Raw genomic sequence first — 14,263 nt, 5'->3', positions numbered from 1 at the left:
ATAAAACACCCCTCACCCACCCTAAAAACCACCTAATCTTGCGCCGCCCGTTCTCTTTTTTAAAACCCCCCCGGGGGGGGGGGGCGGGCCCCCCGTATCCTCCGCTTTTTCGCGCCTGCCCGCGCGACAAGTTCTTACTGAAGTTTCGCCCGCAGGGCGTTGACGTCGTCGGTGGTCATTTCGCCATCGGTGGTCACCTTGCCGTCGACGATCTTCCACAGCCGGAACGGGCCGGTGATGTCGCCAAATTTGTCAAAGGTGACCGGGCCGATGACACCCTCATAGCGGATCGGCTTGCCGTCCTTGATCAGGCCGAGCGCCTTGGCGAACCCTTCCTTGCCGGCAAAGATCGGCGTGCCTGCCGGATCGACCGCCTTGTACATCGCGTCCTTGATCTTGGCCGGATCCTCCGAACCGGCAATGGCGATTGCGAGGCCAACGATGGCGCCGGCATCGTAGGAGCGGTCGGCCGCCGGGTTGGACGGTTCGATGCCGGAAAATTCCTTGTAGTTCTTGGTGAAATACTCCGTCGAGGCGGTCGGGCTGGTGCCGGAGGATGTGCCGTAAGCTTCCTTCAGGTAATCGGCGCCGACGGACTCGATGAAGTCCGGGCTGTTCATGCCGTCATTGAGCAGGAATTTCTGCACCCCGCCTTGCGAAATCCAGGTCCGGGCGACCGTTGCGCCGTCGACCGGCGTGCTGACGAGATAGAGGCCGTCCGGCTCGCCGGCCATCGCCGCCGTGACTTCCGAGGCATAGCTCGACTGCTTCTCATTGTAAGGCGTGTCGGAGACGATGGTGCCGCCGAGCGCTTTGTAGGCGCGCGAGAATTCGGCCACCATGTTGACGCCGAAGTCGTTGTTGACATGGATGATCGACAATTTCTTGAAGCCCTTGTCGACGGCATATTTGGCCGCGGCGACGCCCTGCAGCGCATCCGAGGTGATGGTGCGGAAAAAGATACCATTGGTCTTGCCGTCGCGGCCGAGCGCGGTCAGCGTCGGCGAGGACGACGCCGGCGAGACCTGGACGATCTTGGCCGGCGCTGTGACCGACGTCAGGATCGGGATCGACACCGAGGAGATGATGCCGCCGATGATGACCGGCACCTTCTTGACCTGAACCAGCTGGGTGGCGGCGTCGACCGCGATGTTGCCCTGGCTCTGGCTGTCACGCGTGTCGGTCGCCAGGTCGCAGCCGCGCACGCCGCCGGCTTCATTGATGTCGCGGAAGGCCATCTCGACCGACTTGGCGCCGGCCTGACCGTATTCGCCGGCCGGGCCTGTCAACTCCATGACGAGGCCGACGGTGATCTTGCAATCGGCGGCCTGTGCCGCACCCGCCATCGTCACGAGAGCAAGTGCTGTGGTGAGTTGGAGTATCGTCTTTGTCATTGTTGTTCCCCTTTCGTTACTCAACTGTATTTGATCTCTGGAGCCTGTTCAGCGTTCCGGCACCTGCAGCCAGGTTTCATGCAGATGCCGCCATTCGACGCCGTTGGGCGCCGATGAACTGGTGGTGAAGACGGCGCTCGACTGGCGGCGGCTGCGCTTGCCGCCGCGCAGCTGGGCCTCGACGTAAAGGACGACGATGGTATCGGCGTCCTGCCAGCCGGGCCGGATGTCGTCGATCGAAATGGCAAAACCGTCGTCGCAAGAGGCGCGGCTTGTACGGACATGATCGACGACCGCGTCCCGATCCAGGACCTGGCCGTCCGGCGCCACCATGCTGAAGTCTTCGCCCATGGCGCGTTCGAAGCGGCCGAAGTCTGCCGTGTTGGCTCGCGCGGCAACGAACCAGTCGACGAAGAAGCGATGCAGGTCGATAACCTCGGCGCTGGCGCGTGAAAACAGGGAGCGCTCGCCGCTCATTTCTTCCCCGCATTGAGGTTGTAGTGCATGATCGAGCCGTGACGGCCGTGACGGTCGCGCTCCAGCGTGTAGACATCACCCTCAAGGCCAGTGCCTTGCGCGATGACGGCTGCAATCCGCGCCCGATCCTCGGCATCGAGCGCGATATCCATGATTTTGGCGTTGGCGAGCGCATGCGCCTGGTTACGAGCGCCGACGATGACAGCGGCGACTTGCGGCTGTTCGAGCACCCAGGCGCTGGCGATGGTGGCGATGTCGACGCCGCGGCGATCGCCAACGGCCTTCAGCGCCTGAAGCAGCTCCTGTAACAGGTCCCAGCCGCCGAAATCATCGATGATGAGTTTGTATTTGACCAGGGAACGGTTTTCGAGCGGCGTGGCGGGCTCGGCCACGCCAAGCCATTTGTCGCTGAGGAAACCACCAGCGACTGAGCCATAGCAGAGGAAGCTGACGCCGTTCTTCGAAGCGACTGCCGCCAGGCTCTTGCTCGGCCGCTGGTCGAGCACCGAGTATTGCAGTTGCTGGCTGACCAGCGGGATGCCGGCGGCGAGGATTTCGGCCAGCCGCGGCGTGTCGAAATTGGTGGTGCCGAGATTGCGCACCTTGCCTTCCAACCGGAGTTCATCGAGCCAGCCCATCGCATCGACATAGCGAGGTTGCGCATAGTCCCACCAGTGGAACTGCACGAGGTCGAGCCGCTCGGTCTTCAGCCGCCGCAGCGACTGGTCGACGATGCCCCTGATATAGTCGCGGCTTATGCTGGCCAGTCGTTCAAGGTCGGGCACCAGCTTGGTGTGCACCTTCATCCTGGCGGCAACATCGAGACCGCGCTCGCTGGCCAGCCGCAGGCGCGCGGCACCGATCAGCTCTTCGACGCCGGTGTAGATGTCAGCGCAATCATAGGTCCAGATGCCGGCGTCGAAGGTTGCGATCAGATCGGCCACCGCTTGGCTGCGGTCGACAGCGCCGTGGCCGCCGGCCAGCTGCCAGCCGCCACGAATGACGCGCGATATCATGTAGCCGGGGCCGAGTTCGAAGGTTTTGGTGGTCATGTCAGGTCATTCTCTTTCGGCAGCGGCACGGCCGTGGTTTCGGCATGGTTGAACCGCCGCTTGCCCATCCTGACGATCCGCAATCGGCTGGCGCAATTGGGATCGGGACAAGCGATCTCGGCGTCCGAGGTCATCCAGTCGTTCCTGTCCGTCGGGCGCTGCTTCGCCGCCAGCAGCGGCAGCACGGCGGCGAGCGAATAAATCGAGAAACCTTGCCCTGCCGGCATCGACAGCATCTCGCCCTTGAGCTCGAAATAGTCGCCAGCCTTGGCACCGCAGTAGATCGGTTTTCCCTCGGGGATGACCGCCTCGACGCGAAGATCGAACAGCTCGAAACTGTCGTCAGCCATTTCAGGCCTCCACCAGGCTGAAAGTGATGTCACAGGCGCCATTGCGGCGGATAACACCGCATGCGGCGGCGAACTGTTCGCGCTCCTTAGGCGGCACCTGCGCCACCACGCTGCCGGCCAGCCAGCCGATCGGAAACAGCAGCCGCGCCCCCTGCCCGTAATACAGGCCGATATCGAAGATCGCGTTGGGGTTGCCGCCCCACATGCGTGGCGGCACATAGGACAGCACGATATCGCCCGGCTGCGGGTTCAGCGTCGCGTTCTCGGCCGGCAACGGCCTGGCATAGGCCTGGCCCTCGAGATCGGCTGCGGGAACCGGACAGGAGATTTCCGGCCCCGTCCACATCGCATGGATGCCCGGAACGACGCGTGGCATGCCGAGATATTCCGATAGGAAGGCGGCGTTTTCCGGTGCCTTCTCGGGCAGCAACAGCGCCGTGACGGAAAGCTGCGAGCGCGGCTCGGTGATTCTGATGGCGGTCATGTCTGGTCTTTCGCGGCGGCAGCTTGCAGCTTGCTGCGCAGGAAGGTGAAGGGTCGACTGATGTCGGCGACCAGCGACTCGCGCGCCGCCTGCGCGTCCTGCGTGGACAGCGCCGTGACGATGCGGCGGTGATACTGGGCGGTGTCGACCTCGCCGGCCTCCGAGAAGGCGTAGATTGCGACACGGATGCAGGGGCCGGATTGCAGCCACAGGCTCTCGATCATCGGGATCAGCACGGCCGAGCCGCAGGAGCGGTAGATCTCGAAATGAAAGCTCTGGTTGAGCGTCACTTCGCGATCGACGTCCTTCTTGTGTTTCAATGCCCGCATCTCGTCCCATTCACCGAGAATGGTCTCGATGGTGGCGATCTGGCGCGGGCCCATGCGGGGCGCGGCCAGCGCGATCGCCTCGCCCTCGATCAGGATGCGGGCCCGCAGGAGATCATCGAGGCGTTCCAGTGTGATCGGCGGCACGCGCACCGAACGGTTGGGCAGCGCCTCCAGCGCCTTTTCCGTGATCAGCCGGCCGAGCGCCTCGCGCACCGGCATAGTCGAGGTGACCAAGGCGTCAGCCAAGCCACGGATGGTCAGCACCTGGCTCGGCTCGAACAGGCCGCCGATCAAGGCACGGCGCAGTTCGGAATAGACACGGTCCTGCACGGTTTCGCGGCCGACCGGCGCAAGCTGGGCCGCGATCGCCTCGTTGTTCTTTTCGATGGCAGCCTTCTGCATGGAATTCCGTTCTTGGCCGGTTTTCGGCTTGCGGATGAAATTAAACCCGAATAGCGTGATCAAAGCAAGTGTGATCACAAATCATAATCAGGAGACGGCAATGATCGTCTTCGGCCAGAGGGTTTGATGAGCGAGGCAACCAAACGGCAAGGGGAAACCCGCGCGCCGGTTCTGACGGCAAGGAATGTCGTCAGGCGGTTCGGCGGCCTTGTCGCCGTGAACGATGTCTCGTTCGATGTCAGGGCTGGAGAAATCCTCGGCCTGATCGGCCCCAACGGCGCCGGCAAGACGACGATGTTCGATCTGCTCGCCGGCAGCATATTGCCGACCAGCGGCGAGATCCTTCTCAATGGCACGCCTGTCTCGGGCGAAGCCGCACATCTGCGCATCGGTCGTGGCCTTGGCCGCACCTTCCAGATCCCGCGCCCGCTGCCCAATCTGACACTGATCGAAAACATCATGCTGGCGGCACAGGGCCAGGCCGGCGAAAGGCTGCTCGCCAACTTCGTCACCCCGTGGCGCGTGGCGGCGCAGGAAAGGGCCGCCAGGACAAAGGCGCTCGAACTGCTGGAACTGGTCACCCTCACCCATCTCGCGCATGAGCCGGCGCGCGTGCTTTCCGGCGGCCAGCGCAAACTGCTCGAACTCGCCCGCGTCATGATGGCAGACCCGGCGATCATCCTGCTCGACGAACCGGCGGCCGGCGTCAACGCAACGCTGCTCGAAGTCATCATCGACCGCATCCGCGACATCAATGCGCGAGGCATCACTTTCCTTTTGATCGAGCACAACATCGACATGGTGACGCGGCTCTGCCATCGCGTCCTCGTCATGGCGAGCGGCCAGTTGCTCAGCGAAGGCACGGCCGAACAGGTCGCACGCGACCCGCGCGTCATCGAGGCCTATCTCGGAGGCGCGGCATGAGCGAGACCGTCCTCGATGTCCGTGATCTCGAAGCCGGCTATGAACCCGGCGTGCCGATCGTGCGTGGCGCCTCGATCACCGTCGGCAGGGGCGAGATCGTCGTCGTGCTCGGCCCCAACGGCGCCGGCAAGTCGAGCTTCATCAAGGCTATCGCCGGCCTCGTCCCGATCAGCCGCGGCACGGTGCTTCTGGACGGCAATGACATCACTGCCGCGCCCGCGCACACCATGGTGCGGCTAGGCCTGGCCTTCGTGCCGCAGACCGAAAACATTTTTCCTCTCATGTCGGTCGAGGACAATCTGAAAGTCGCATGCGGCATCCTCGAACGGCGCGAGATTCCTGCGCGCATCGAGGAGATGTATGTGGCGTTTCCCGACCTCGTCCGCCAGCGGCGAACCGCCGCCGGCAACCTTTCGGGCGGGCAACGGCAGATGCTGGCCGTCGCACGGGCGCTGATCGTCCACCCCAAGGTGCTGGTGCTCGACGAGCCGTCGGCCGGCCTGTCGCCGAAATTCGTCTCGATGGTGTTCGAGATGCTGGCCGGCATCCGCAAATCCAGCGTCACCATCCTCCTGGTGGAACAGAACGCCAAGGCAGCGCTCGCCATCGGCGACCGCGCCTATGTACTGGTCGAAGGCAAGGACCGGCACGAGGGTGTCGCTTCCGAACTGTGGAACGATCCGATGATCGCCGAACTCTATCTCGGCCAGCGCCCGCTGCATGTCGAGAAAGGAGGTGCGGCATGAACCTGCAATTTGTCGTCGACGGGCTGCTGACCGGTTCGATGATCGGCCTCGGTGCCATCGGCGTGACGCTCACCTATTCGATCCTGCGCTTCTCGAACTTTGCCCATGGCGACTTCATGGCCTGGGGCACCTATGCGACATTGGCCGTCGTCAGCGCCATCGGCGCGATGGTCGGCAAGGTGGCACCCATTGCTCCCCTCTCCTTCGGCTGGCCGCTGATTGTCGCATTGGTCGTGGGCATGGCCTTCACCGCCCTGCTGGCGCTGCTGCTCGACAAGGTGCTATTCGCGCGGCTGCGCTCACAAGGCCAGGCGATCATCGTGGTGATGGCGAGCTTCGGTGCCTCGATGGCGCTGAGAAGCCTGCTTGAATTCACCTTCAGCTCGCGGCCGACCTATTTCAGCCGGGCGATTCAGATCGCCATGCCGATCGGCTTCGGCATCCGCATCACCCCCGACCAGATCGCCTTGCTGATGCTGACCGCCGTGCTGGTGCTCGGCGTGCATCTGTTGATGACGCGCACGCAGACCGGCCGCTCGATGCAGGCCCTGAGCCAGAATGCGGCATTGGCCCGCATCGTCGGCATCGACGTCGCCAGCGTGGTGCGCGTCACCTGGGTCATCGGCGGGGCGCTCGCCTGCGTGGCCGGCGTGATGATCGGCATTCTGGTGCAGATCCGCCCATTCATGGGCTTCGACATGCTGCTGCCGATGTTTGCCGCCGCCATTCTCGGCGGCATCGGCAGCATCCCGGGCGCCGTACTCGGCGGCTTGATCATCGGGCTGGCCGAAGCCGGCGCGGTGCAACTGATCGGCGCCGAATGGCGCGCCGCGGTCTCCTTCATCATCTTGATTGCGGTGCTGTTCGTGCGGCCGATCGGCCTGTTTGGTGTGAGGGAACGCTGATGGACCTGCTCGGCTACGGCGCCTTCTTCCTGACCACCGCGCTGATCTTCTCGCTGGTCACGCTGGGGCTCAATTTGCAGTGGGGGCTGACCGGCCTGTTCAATGTCGGCCTCGCCGGCTTCGTCGCCATCGGCGCCTATACATCGGCGATGCTGACCACACCGGACGATGCCGCGCGGCTGGGCGGCTTCGGCCTGCCGATCCTTGTTGGCTGGCTCGGCGCCATGGTCGTCGGCGGCATCGCCGCGGCCCTTACCGGCATGGCGACGCTGCGGCTCAGATCCGACTATCTGGCGATCACCACCTTCGGCGTCGCCGTCGTCGTGCAACTGGTCGCGCTCAACGCGCAGAAGCTGACCGGCGGACCGTTCGGCATCGGCTTCATCCCGCGCCCCTTCGGCAGCCTGGCCGAGACGCCGCTGCTGTTCAACCTGTCGAACCTTGCCGTCGTTTCGGTGGTGACACTGATCGCCTACCTCGCTCTGGAGCATCTGTCGCGCAGCCCTTGGGGGCGCGTGCTGAAGGCGCTGCGCGAGGACGAACGGGCAGCGATTTCGTTGGGCAAGAGCGCGCGTTTCTACCGCGTCCAGGCCTTTGCCACCGGCGGCGCCATCATGGCGCTGGCCGGCGCGCTGCAGGCGCACTTCACCGGCTTCATCGCGCCGGACAATTACCTGCCGATCCTGACCTTCCAGATCTGGGTGATGCTGATCGTCGGCGGCTCGGGCAGCAATCTCGGCGCCGTCATCGGCAGCATCCTGGTGTGGGCGATATGGGCGGGGTCAGGCACGCTGACCAGCATCCTGTTCCCGCCGGAACAGCAGGCGCGCGCCGCCGCGCTGCAGATCGCCGCCATCGGCGTCATGCTCTGCGTCATCCTGCTGATCCGGCCGAACGGCCTGTTCGGCGACAGGCCGCGGCGGCCATGGTTCGGCAGGCGGACGAAGATCGCTCAGGCCAAGAGCAGTTCCGGGTCATGAATGCCGTGCCCCGGCAGGAAACGCATAGCGCTTCGCTCTGGCATGCGGTCAGCCGCTATCGCCGCGAGCGGCCCGCGCTGCAAGGTGGGCGCGATGTCGACCTCGCCATTGTCGGCGGCGGTTTTTCCGGTCTATCGACCGCGCTGCACGCGGCCGGGAAAGGGCTTTCCGTCGCCGTTCTCGAAGCCGAATTCATCGCCTGGGGCGCGACCGGCAGGAATGCAGGCTTCGTCGTGCCGAACTTCGCCAAGATGGACCCGACCGACATACTGGCCCATCTCGGGCCGTCACGTGGCGAAAGGCTGATCGATTTCGCCGCCGGCAGTGCCGATCTGGTGTTCCGCTTGATCCGGCAGCACGGCATCGACTGCGGCGCGGTGCAGAGCGGATGGATCCAGCCGGCGCATTCGCTTGCCGCCTTCGAGAAGGTCAAGTCACGTGCCGGGCAATGGGCGCAGCGTGGCCGGCCGGCAGTCACATTGGATCGGCAGGAGGTCGAGGCGCTGACGGGCCTGCCAGGCTATGTCGGCGGCTGGATGGATCGTTCTGGCGGCGTACTCAACCCGGTCGAATACGCGCGCGGGCTCGCCGATGCGGCGGAGAAAGCTGGCGCGAAGATCTTCGAGCGGACGCGCGTCACCTCGGTTGATCGCATAGCCGATGATTGGATGCTGAAAACGCCTTCGGGATCGGTACGCGCTGCCAAGGTGTTGATCGCCACCAACGCCTATGGCTGGTCCCTCAATCCGTCATTGCAGCGAACCTATTTCCCGCTGAAAGTCTTCCAGATCGCGACAGCGCCACTGCCGCGCGAAATGCGCACGCGGCTGCTGCCCGGCGGGCAAGGTGTCGGCGACACCAGGCGCAATCTGTTCACCTTCCGCTTCGACGCCGAAAACCGGCTGATCAGCGGCGGTATGCATATTCTTGGCGCCGGCGCCGATACGCGTGTACCGCAGGCAATCTGGCGGCGGCTTGGCCAGAATCTCGACCTGCCCGACTTGCCGCCGCTTGCCTACAGCTGGTCGGGAATAGCAGCGGTCGAACCGGATTTCCTGCCGCATCTGATCGACCTCGGTCCCGGCCTGATCGCCGGGCGCGCCTGCAACGGCCGCGGCATTGCCATGACCACGGCGATGGGCAAGGTGCTGGCCGATTGGGCCGCTGGAACCGACGCCCCTGACTTGCCGCTGCCCGTTGTGGCGCCAGCGCCGATCCCGTTCCATGCGATACTGCGGCATGCGCCCAATATTTTGCTCGGCTGGAGCATGCTGCGCGACCGGTTGGACAATGCGAATCTGGTTCTTCGAGCGTGAGCGCTTCGAGGAGGAATATGCCCGCCGCGCAACGATTGGTTATCGGTAAGTCAGAGGATCGTCAGTTTAATTTGTTTGCTGCGGTCATCAGCGTTCGTCCGGAGGACTGGGGACGGCGGGCGACCCTGCCCAAATTAGATTCTGAACAGGCTTCTCATCCCCCCAATATCGGACGGCGAGCTCGCATTCCAATGTAGGAGCGGCGTCATTTTGGCACGTGACCAGTTGATGGCCTCGCACTAGCTCGAAACCGCACCGGGCTCAATCGAATTGCTCGTTGTGCTGCGGACAACGGCGTCATCACCCAATGAGTCAATCGCCTTCGTGTTCTCGCATCTTGCGTTCCACACCGCCTTTTTTGCGACTTTCGAAGCACAAGTCATGAATATGGGATGACGGGGTATTCGGTTCAAATTCGCCGCTAACGTCAGCTTTGCGCCTCATGCACGAACCCGCTTCGCGGGAGGGGCGCCTCGTTCTGAGATGGTGCGACAGGCATTGGTCTTGAGCAGGTAGAGCCCGCGATCCGACCATGGAGTTCCCTTCAGCGAGAGGAACTGGCCATGGCTACCTTGTCGACCGATGCTCCGACCACGCCGCTTCGCCAGCGCATGCAGCAGCAGGACATGCTGATGCGGGGTCTGGGACCGCATACGCAGCAGGACTACATTCGTCATGTCCGGCGCTTCGCCGCGTTCCTTGTCTGCGCTCCCGACACGGCGACGATCGAGGACATCCGGCGCTTCCAGTTGCATCAGCATGAGAACGGCCTGGGCCCGGCGACCATCGCGTTGAGGAAGCGGCGCGGCTGCTCGAAGCGGCGCCAGGCATCAAATACAAGGCCGCGCTCGGTGTCGCCTATGGCGCTGGTCTGCGCGTGTCCGAGGTCGCGCACCTCAAGGTCGACGACATCGACTCCACACGCATGCTGATCCGCGTTGAACAGGGCAAGGGACGCAGGGACCGCATCGCCATGCTCTCGCCGCAACTGCTGGAACAGCTGCGGCTGTGGTGGCGCGAAGGCAAGCGGCGCGGGGTGATGCTCCCCATGGCTGGGTGTTCCCGGGGCGTAATTGCATCGCGCCTGTCTCGTCGCGGCAACTGCACCGCGCGGTCAGGAAGCATCCGACGTCGGCATCTCCGCAACATGCGCCCTTCCAACCTCCGAGAATACTACTTCACCGGACCACGTGTAATGGTCGTGAGTTCTGCGATCACGTCAAACGCCTTGATGCTCAACGTCGGGTCCCCTTTCATCTCCGCAATAATTGGCCCGTCCAAGAAGGCTTTCACTGCGGCATCATCGTCGAATAGGTAGACCCCGCCAGCTTCGCTTTGGGCCTCGTTTATGATCCAGACCTTCCAGCGCAGGCCAGGTATGTCCGCGATGGGTTGAGCATAGGGCAGGTTTTCTCTCTCGTACTCGGCCCTCGGCCCGTTGAGCTTGTAGTTGATTTGCAGGATTTTAGCCGACATGTCTTTCCTCCCTCAGTAGTTGACGTTGCGCGGCCACAAGCGACCCGCCATGCGTCCCTTGTTGCGTCCGAGCGAACGATCAGGAAAGTGCCCGACACGCGCAGTACGGTCCGGCCTAGTCTCGTTTGCGTCATCTTACGCCAGGTCATGGTAACCTCCGTTGATCGGGGATGCTCGAATGACAACCACCATGACGGCAGAAGGCGGGAAGGCGCCAGGGCAGCTTCGGAAGCGTACCGCTTCCGATTGTGAACTGGCCTTAGACCTCCGCAAGGCCTAACCTGCGGCAGGGAGCGCTCAGCCATGACGCGACGGCCTTACGGATTGGTCTGCCCGATCTCGCGCGCCTGCGAGTTCCTGGAGCCGCGCTGGACGATCCAAATCCTGACCGAGCTCTGGAACGGCTCGACCCGCTTCAATGACATTCGCAAGGGGGTGGGCAACGTCTCGTCCGCCCTCTTGTCTAGGCGGCTCAAGGAGATGGAAGCGTTGGGCCTGGTCGAGCGCGTCGAGGACGGGGCGACGGGCACCATCGGCTATTTCCGCACAGAGAAGTCAATCAAGCTCGAGCCGGCGATGAATGCGCTGGCGGAATGGGCGCAATGCAACATCGAGGCGGAAATCGCTCTCGGCGACGTGGATGTTTCGACCCTCATGTGGGCCGTGCGGCGAAAGATCGACCTCGCTGAACTGCCGCGGCGGCGCGCCGTCATCCGCTTCCATTTCCGCGACGACCCCCCCCCGAAGTCTCCCCATTACTGGTTTGTGGTCGAGCCAGGCGCGGACTTGCCCGAGCTATGCTCGCTCGACCCCCGCCGGGACGTCGATCTTTACGTCGAGACCAGCGTTGTTTCGCTGGGGGCCATCCTGGAGGGCCGCTCCAGCATCGAGCGTGAGAAAGAAAGGGGTGGCCTTTTCCTGAGCGGCGACCCCGGCCTTGCCCGCGGCATGGATCGTTGGCTGCGAACTTCGGTATATGCGGCGCTTGAGGGAATCGTCCAGCTTTCTTGAAAGCCATTGCCATTGTTGCGCACTGAAAGCCGCCAGTCCGCATTCGGCCCCCCAGAGCGCGCTGGCCGGACTGGACCACCCACGCGGCATCCTCGTCACCGCAGGGTGAGGCTAACGAACCGCATGCTCGACATGGCGGAGAAATCCACTCGATGTCGGCTTGCCGCGATTTTGATCGATCTCGCGTGCTCACCGGCTGATGGGTGGGTGAAGTCGGCGTCCCCAATGCGCTTTTCCCAAGCTTGTGGTACTGATCAGTCGTGCAGTGTGATGCGCCCGAGCATGGGAGGACGGTCATGGACCGTAAGCTTGCTGCAATTCTCGCCGCGGACGTCGTTGGCTACTCCGCACTGATGGAGCAGGACGAACAGGGCACGTTCGAGCGTGTCAAGGCGGGCCGTAAGGGACTGTTCGAACCCGAGATCGCCCGCCACCATGGCCATATCTTCAAGCTCATGGGCGACGGTCTGCTGGCAGAGTTCTCTAGCGTCATGGACGCCGTCGAATGCGCCGTGGCGCTTCAAGGAGGCCTCGCAGAGCGCAATGCGGCCGTTCCCGAGGATCAGCGCTTCCAGGTGCGTATCGGCGTCAATCTGGGCGAGGTGATCGTCGAGGGCGACGACCGCTTCGGCGAAGGAGTCAACATAGCTGCGCGCCTGGAGCAGATCGCGGAGCCTGGCGGCATCTACGTGTCCGGCAAGGTGGCCAAGGAAGTGGAGAAGAAGCTTGCCTTCGCCTTCGAGGCCATGGGCGAGCAGCGCGTGAAGAACATCGCCGAACCTGTGCCGGTCTACCGGGTGAATCTGCATGGGCAGCCTCGGCGCCGCCTGCTCAAGGCTCGGCGCTTGCGCGACAGATGGCTAATACTGGCGAGGTTGGCTGCAGTTGTGGCGGTAGCCCTCGGTGCAGTTCTTGGCATCCAGGGCTGGTGGAAATCATCGGGTGTGGCTGTCGATTACGCGTCGATTGCCGTCCTGCCGTTCGACAACCTCGGCAAGGACCCCAAATGGGATCGGATCGCTGACGGGATTACGGAAGACACCATCACCGACCTGTCCCAATCGGACCATGTTCTCGTCATCGCACGCCACTCGACCGACGTTTACAAGGGCAAGGCCGTGGACGTCCGCCAGGTCGGCGCCGATCTGGGCGTGAGGTATGTTCTCACGGGTGGCTTGCAGGCGAACGGCGATCGCGTTCGCATCACGGCGCAGCTTGTCGACGCTGCCACAGGCGCCGACCTTTGGTCCGAGCGCTACGACCGATCCGGCGAGGATATCTTCGCGGTGCAGAGCGACGTCACTGCGAAGATCGCAAATACCTTGGGGTCACAAGTCGGTGTCATTCGCAAATCGCAATTGAAACTCGCCCAGCACAAGCCACCCAATAGTCTGACGGCTTATGACACCCTTTTGATGGCCGACCAGATGGCCTTCACCCCGGTGGGAGGTATCACCAAGGATGGGTTGATCGAAGCAGAGAAGCTGTTCCACAAGGCCATAGACCTCGATCCGCAGATGGCACGGGCCTACGTCGGTTTAGCCTACGTCTATAGCTACATGTTTGGCTATGGGTTTGCTGTTTCTCCTGAACAGGCACTGTCAAAGCAGTTGGAGGCTGCCCGAAAAGCCGTGGAGCTCGATCCCAACAGCAACAAGGCCCATGGCGCACTCGGCCAGGCCCTCGCCTGGAATGGTGAGGGGGCGCAAGCCCTTGTCGAGTTTGACAAGGCGGAATCCCTCGCGCCAAACGACGCCGACACTCTTGCGCTGATTGCCATGAATATTAATCAAGAAGATACCGCACGGGCCGTTCGCCTCTCGGAACGAGCTATTTTGCTAAATCCTTACTACCCAAACTGGTATAATATTAGTCTTTACTGGTCGTACTTTTTTAGCGAACAGTTTGATAAATCGCTTAAGTATGTAACGCTTTACCAAAACCCTTCGCTCAATGAGATATCATTTACTGCGATGCTGTATGGTTACCTGAACCAGCCGAACGAGGCGAAGAAAGTAGCTGAGGAGGTGCTCAAACAAGACCCCGGGTGGACCGCAGAGAAGTTTGTGACCAAGTGGTCAATCGCCCCCGGGCACAATTCAGAGCTGGTTGCAGAAGGCGCACGGAAGGCCGGACTCCGGGCCTGCGCGACCGCGGCGGAGCTCAAAGGCAACCCCAACATGATCCACATGAAATCGTGCGATGCAGAGCGCGCCAAGGCGGCATCGGGCTGATCTAGCGCGTAGTCGGCATGAAGCCGCTCCGCCCCGCCCAAAGCGCGATCGCCGTCGGTCCGGGTTCGAGGCAGGTCGGCGAAGGGGTAGAGCTGGCGCGAAGCAGCCCGCGCTATTGTTGGACGCGAAGGTCGGCTCTCTCCCCACGTCCCGGAAGCGGCCCTTCGGCTTTCGGCCCCAAAT

At 63.1% G+C, this 14,263-nt stretch carries 15 protein-coding genes and 1 pseudogene; 9 read left to right on the top strand and 7 right to left on the bottom strand.

Annotated elements, in window-relative coordinates:
• Positions 1 to 134: 134 nt before the first annotated feature.
• From NKJ90_RS25385 to NKJ90_RS25360, 6 genes are read right to left on the bottom strand one after another with little or no spacing between them, the layout of a single operon-like run.
• Complete coding sequence (locus tag NKJ90_RS25385; protein WP_031261180.1) at positions 135 to 1,394, bottom strand: ABC transporter substrate-binding protein; 1,260 nt, start codon at positions 1,392 to 1,394, stop codon at positions 135 to 137.
• Positions 1,395 to 1,442: 48 nt separating this feature from the next.
• Positions 1,443 to 1,871 (bottom strand): DUF4440 domain-containing protein, encoded by a 429-nt coding sequence (locus NKJ90_RS25380; RefSeq protein WP_023762415.1) that lies wholly within the window; start codon positions 1,869 to 1,871, stop codon positions 1,443 to 1,445.
• The gene (locus tag NKJ90_RS25375; RefSeq protein WP_023762416.1) at positions 1,868 to 2,923 is read right to left on the bottom strand and encodes an aldo/keto reductase; all 1,056 of its coding nucleotides are present in this window, start codon (positions 2,921 to 2,923) and stop codon (positions 1,868 to 1,870) included. Before NKJ90_RS25375 ends, NKJ90_RS25380 begins: the two co-directional genes overlap by 4 nt.
• Positions 2,920 to 3,273 carry a TIGR04076 family protein gene (locus NKJ90_RS25370; protein WP_023762417.1) on the bottom strand — a complete coding sequence of 118 codons (354 nt, stop codon included), beginning with the start codon at positions 3,271 to 3,273 and terminating at the stop codon, positions 2,920 to 2,922. The genes NKJ90_RS25375 and NKJ90_RS25370 overlap by 4 nt, the downstream gene beginning before the upstream one ends.
• A gap of 1 nt (position 3,274) precedes the next feature.
• A complete protein-coding gene (locus tag NKJ90_RS25365) occupies positions 3,275 to 3,757 on the bottom strand; it encodes a DUF3830 family protein (protein ID WP_023762418.1) in 483 nt (160 codons plus the stop codon).
• Positions 3,754 to 4,488 carry a GntR family transcriptional regulator gene (locus NKJ90_RS25360; RefSeq protein ID WP_084025714.1) on the bottom strand — a complete coding sequence of 245 codons (735 nt, stop codon included), beginning with the start codon at positions 4,486 to 4,488 and terminating at the stop codon, positions 3,754 to 3,756. Before NKJ90_RS25360 ends, NKJ90_RS25365 begins: the two co-directional genes overlap by 4 nt.
• Positions 4,489 to 4,614: 126 nt before the next feature.
• Between NKJ90_RS25360 and NKJ90_RS25355 the strand changes: the two genes are divergently transcribed.
• From NKJ90_RS25355 to NKJ90_RS33600, 7 genes are all read left to right on the top strand, one after another.
• On the top strand, positions 4,615 to 5,412 hold the full coding sequence (locus tag NKJ90_RS25355; protein ID WP_023762420.1) for an ABC transporter ATP-binding protein: 798 nt from the start codon (positions 4,615 to 4,617) through the stop codon (positions 5,410 to 5,412).
• Complete coding sequence (locus NKJ90_RS25350) at positions 5,409 to 6,158, top strand: branched-chain amino acid ABC transporter ATP-binding protein (RefSeq protein WP_023762421.1); 750 nt, start codon at positions 5,409 to 5,411, stop codon at positions 6,156 to 6,158. The genes NKJ90_RS25355 and NKJ90_RS25350 overlap by 4 nt, the downstream gene beginning before the upstream one ends.
• The gene (locus NKJ90_RS25345) at positions 6,155 to 7,063 is read left to right on the top strand and encodes a branched-chain amino acid ABC transporter permease (RefSeq protein WP_023762422.1); all 909 of its coding nucleotides are present in this window, start codon (positions 6,155 to 6,157) and stop codon (positions 7,061 to 7,063) included. Before NKJ90_RS25350 ends, NKJ90_RS25345 begins: the two co-directional genes overlap by 4 nt.
• Complete coding sequence (locus NKJ90_RS25340) at positions 7,060 to 8,043, top strand: branched-chain amino acid ABC transporter permease (protein ID WP_031261183.1); 984 nt, start codon at positions 7,060 to 7,062, stop codon at positions 8,041 to 8,043. The genes NKJ90_RS25345 and NKJ90_RS25340 overlap by 4 nt, the downstream gene beginning before the upstream one ends.
• Positions 8,040 to 9,359: an NAD(P)/FAD-dependent oxidoreductase gene (locus tag NKJ90_RS25335; RefSeq protein ID WP_023762424.1), complete on the top strand. Its 1,320-nt coding sequence runs from the start codon at positions 8,040 to 8,042 to the stop codon at positions 9,357 to 9,359. Before NKJ90_RS25340 ends, NKJ90_RS25335 begins: the two co-directional genes overlap by 4 nt.
• Positions 9,360 to 9,922: 563 nt before the next feature.
• Entirely contained in the window at positions 9,923 to 10,291 is a 369-nt protein-coding gene (locus tag NKJ90_RS33605) for a phage integrase N-terminal SAM-like domain-containing protein (protein ID WP_245266842.1), read from the top strand.
• Complete coding sequence (locus NKJ90_RS33600) at positions 10,189 to 10,677, top strand: tyrosine-type recombinase/integrase (RefSeq protein ID WP_245266844.1); 489 nt, start codon at positions 10,189 to 10,191, stop codon at positions 10,675 to 10,677. The genes NKJ90_RS33605 and NKJ90_RS33600 overlap by 103 nt, the downstream gene beginning before the upstream one ends.
• On the opposite strand, the pseudogene NKJ90_RS25320 reads toward NKJ90_RS33600, so the two are convergent.
• Positions 10,602 to 10,835 (bottom strand): annotated as a pseudogene (locus NKJ90_RS25320) (YdhR family protein); the annotation flags it as partial. The gene NKJ90_RS33600 and the pseudogene NKJ90_RS25320 overlap by 76 nt on opposite strands.
• A 303-nt stretch (positions 10,836 to 11,138) precedes the next feature.
• Between NKJ90_RS25320 and NKJ90_RS25315 the strand changes: the two are divergent.
• Both NKJ90_RS25315 and NKJ90_RS25310 read left to right on the top strand, forming a co-directional pair.
• Entirely contained in the window at positions 11,139 to 11,846 is a 708-nt protein-coding gene (locus NKJ90_RS25315; protein ID WP_023762428.1) for a winged helix-turn-helix transcriptional regulator, read from the top strand.
• 296 nt (positions 11,847 to 12,142) lie between these two features.
• The gene (locus NKJ90_RS25310; protein ID WP_352487111.1) at positions 12,143 to 14,080 is read left to right on the top strand and encodes an adenylate/guanylate cyclase domain-containing protein; all 1,938 of its coding nucleotides are present in this window, start codon (positions 12,143 to 12,145) and stop codon (positions 14,078 to 14,080) included.
• Positions 14,081 to 14,263: the final 183 nt, after the last annotated feature.

This window comes from Mesorhizobium sp. M0051, assembly GCF_040323235.1.
Classification (GTDB): Bacteria; Pseudomonadota; Alphaproteobacteria; order Rhizobiales; family Rhizobiaceae; genus Mesorhizobium.
This window is presented reverse-complemented; position numbering and strand designations above follow the sequence as displayed.

Bases quoted from the DNA above. Each gene is read 5' to 3' on its own strand.
- NKJ90_RS25385 (WP_031261180.1), bottom strand. From the start codon at position 1,394: ATGACAAAGACGATACTCCAACTCACCACAGCACTTGCTCTCGTGACG.
- NKJ90_RS25380 (WP_023762415.1), bottom strand. From the start codon at position 1,871: ATGAGCGGCGAGCGCTCCCTGTTTTCACGCGCCAGCGCCGAGGTTATC.
- NKJ90_RS25375 (WP_023762416.1), bottom strand. From the start codon at position 2,923: ATGACCACCAAAACCTTCGAACTCGGCCCCGGCTACATGATATCGCGC.
- NKJ90_RS25370 (WP_023762417.1), bottom strand. From the start codon at position 3,273: ATGGCTGACGACAGTTTCGAGCTGTTCGATCTTCGCGTCGAGGCGGTC.
- NKJ90_RS25365 (WP_023762418.1), bottom strand. From the start codon at position 3,757: ATGACCGCCATCAGAATCACCGAGCCGCGCTCGCAGCTTTCCGTCACG.
- NKJ90_RS25360 (WP_084025714.1), bottom strand. From the start codon at position 4,488: ATGCAGAAGGCTGCCATCGAAAAGAACAACGAGGCGATCGCGGCCCAG.
- NKJ90_RS25355 (WP_023762420.1), top strand. From the start codon at position 4,615: ATGAGCGAGGCAACCAAACGGCAAGGGGAAACCCGCGCGCCGGTTCTG.
- NKJ90_RS25350 (WP_023762421.1), top strand. From the start codon at position 5,409: ATGAGCGAGACCGTCCTCGATGTCCGTGATCTCGAAGCCGGCTATGAA.
- NKJ90_RS25345 (WP_023762422.1), top strand. From the start codon at position 6,155: ATGAACCTGCAATTTGTCGTCGACGGGCTGCTGACCGGTTCGATGATC.
- NKJ90_RS25335 (WP_023762424.1), top strand. From the start codon at position 8,040: ATGAATGCCGTGCCCCGGCAGGAAACGCATAGCGCTTCGCTCTGGCAT.
- NKJ90_RS33605 (WP_245266842.1), top strand. From the start codon at position 9,923: ATGGCTACCTTGTCGACCGATGCTCCGACCACGCCGCTTCGCCAGCGC.
- NKJ90_RS25315 (WP_023762428.1), top strand. From the start codon at position 11,139: ATGACGCGACGGCCTTACGGATTGGTCTGCCCGATCTCGCGCGCCTGC.
- NKJ90_RS25310 (WP_352487111.1), top strand. From the start codon at position 12,143: ATGGACCGTAAGCTTGCTGCAATTCTCGCCGCGGACGTCGTTGGCTAC.